This window comes from Parahoeflea alexandrii (assembly GCF_027214025.1).
In the GTDB taxonomy this organism is placed as follows: domain Bacteria; phylum Pseudomonadota; class Alphaproteobacteria; order Rhizobiales; family Rhizobiaceae; genus Hoeflea; species Hoeflea alexandrii_A.
In genome coordinates this window covers 1-242 of sequence record NZ_JAPWHB010000058.1, presented here as the reverse complement: position 1 = coordinate 242, position 242 = coordinate 1, and the positions used below count along the sequence as shown (strand labels likewise).

The following is a 242-nucleotide window of genomic DNA, read 5'->3' as shown; positions in this document are numbered from 1 at the left end:
GAAAAATGGATAATCAAGTCATCATACAAATCACTGAAGACACTCATTCACTCGTCATAAATGTAAAAGATAACGGAGTAGGGGTCAGAGAAGATATTCTAAACGACTTAGGAGTCAGAGCGGTCAGTTCGCAAGAAGGAACGGGATCAGCTGTTGAAAATCTAAACAGACGACTTATCAGCTTGTTTGGAAACGAGGCGAAGATTCAGATTCAATCTGGAGATGCCGGAACAAGTGTAAGC

The 242-nt window shown here is 41.3% G+C and carries 1 protein-coding gene; it reads left to right on the top strand.

The window, feature by feature from the left end; translation table 11 throughout:
• On the top strand, positions 1-242 hold a 242-nt coding region (locus O4H62_RS26400), incomplete at both ends, for an ATP-binding protein (protein ID WP_331284497.1).